Below are 2,002 nucleotides of genomic sequence, written 5' to 3' on the forward strand. Positions count from 1 at the left end.
ATTTTAAGAAGGATAACTGATATGGTAATTAAAACTTAGGGATAAAATTTAAAGCTTATTGTTTATAACAAAGTCCTCCAAACCTTGAACTTAAAGTTTGGAGGACTGATAATAATTTATAGAATATAACCTACTATTCATCAATATCTAAATCATCATCAGAGAAAGATAATTTAGTCGCAGGTTTTTCTTGAGTTGATTTATTTGTTGCTTCTTGATTTACAAAAAGATTATTACTTTCAGGTAATACCGGAGAGCGATATTCTTCTTCAACCTTAGGATTATTATTTGTAGCAACTTGTGCTCCACCTAAGAGTTCAAGGAGTTTTTGTCTTGAAGCTTCATCAAGATTTTGTAAGCCAGCTAAAAGAATATCAGAGTTTGATGTTGCTTCTTCTTTTACTGCAGGAGTAGGTTTAGTATCTAAAACTTTTGCTTCAGCATTTTGCTTAATTGCTAAATTATTAGTATTAGGAGCTACTTTTGGTGCAGTTTGACTCGTTTGAGGCTGAGCTTTAATGCTTTGACTACGGTATGCTGATTCTTGAATCGGAGTCTCATGTTGTTCTTGATTACGGTTGCTATCATGAGTACCCATGCCTGTTGCAACAATAGTAATGTTTAAACGAGGTGTACCGTCTTCAGAATTAGGTAGTTTGTTATAAGCGAAAATAACTTGAGGTCCATTATTTTCAATTGACTCAATTTTCTCATCATCTAAATTCGCAAGATCGTCAAGAAGATCATCTAAAGAATCATCATCCTCTTGGTTAACACGAGAGAAGCGAGAAACAAACTGATTCATAATTCTTTGGGTAAAGTGACTTGAACACTCTAAAAGAATCAAGAAAGCTGTAGCTTGTTCAATATTTGAACGAGTTATTAGTGGAGAAGTTGTTACTTCTTTATAAATGTAGTCTATAGTTTCATCTGGATTTTCAGTAATTGAAGCTAATTCCTCACCTTCTAAACTACGATAGAGAATTTGCGATTTACCACCAGTGTTGAGGATAGTTTTTAAATCTTCAAAGTCAGTGTTAATCGTAGTTGGATTACGAATTATTTTAATTACTCCTGAAATTGCGTTAGAAAGAATTTTATTAGCTTCATCTAACCCTTGAGTAAATTCATAATCAGGATAAAAATCAACAATCTTCTGATTATCGATCATAATTAAGGAATCAGAATACTTATAAAGATTCTTTATTCCATAAAAGGCATTACGCTTACGATTTTCGTATTGGAAAGGTAAGGTTACTAAAGAAACAACTATAGCTCCTACATTTTTAGCAGTCTCTGCTACAATAGAAGAACCTAAAGTACCTGTGCCACCTCCCATACCAGCGGTAATAAATACTAAATCTGCACCCTTAACAATTTCGGTAATCTCATCAATAGATTCTACAGTTGCATTACGTCCAACATTAATGTTAGCTCCAGCTCCTTTACCTTTTAAAGTATCCTTGCCGAGAACTAATTTATTTTCACATTGTAGGTTATTTAAGCAGTTTTCATCAGTATTAAAAATATAATGAACTACACTTTTCCCTACATTATCCATGTAACCAGGTTGTTTATATAGATAATCAACAGCATTGTTACCAGCTCCACCTATCCCAATAACAATGATCTTCTCTAATTGATCTCTTTCTTTCATTTCTGTTTTACCGCCGTTTGAATTGAAAACAGGAAGTACAATTTCATTTTCCATATTTGTTGGAATTGTCATTAATGTTAAAACCTTTTATATGGTAAAGAATTTATACTTACGCAAATTTAACTTATTTAAAATTAAGTTATTTTTGCAAAATTACTTTACACACTGTTCTATAACTAATAAATAGCTTTCAGTTAATTATTATATAACAATGTTATCTAATAAAACTTTTAGCGTAAAAAAATTATAAATTTTGCAAAAATAATCTAATCTAAAAGTTTAAAAACTTGAGTATAGACTCCAAGAAACCTCTTCTTATAGGTTTAGGTTGAGCTAGATGAAAAT

The 2,002-nt window shown here is 31.3% G+C and carries 1 protein-coding gene; it reads right to left on the reverse strand.

Annotated elements, in window-relative coordinates; all coding sequences use genetic code 11:
• Positions 1-133: 133 nt before the first annotated feature.
• On the reverse strand, positions 134-1,729 hold the full coding sequence (locus tag CKF59_RS06515) for an FtsZ/tubulin family protein (RefSeq protein WP_119535137.1): 1,596 nt from the start codon (positions 1,727-1,729) through the stop codon (positions 134-136).
• Positions 1,730-2,002: the final 273 nt, after the last annotated feature.

The organism is Psittacicella gerlachiana, assembly GCF_003585965.1.
In the GTDB taxonomy this organism is placed as follows: Bacteria; Pseudomonadota; Gammaproteobacteria; order Enterobacterales; family Psittacicellaceae; genus Psittacicella; species Psittacicella gerlachiana.

Excerpts from the sequence above, each read along its gene's own strand:
- CKF59_RS06515 (WP_119535137.1), bottom strand. The coding sequence starts at position 1,729 with ATGACAATTCCAACAAATATGGAAAATGAAATTGTACTTCCTGTTTTC.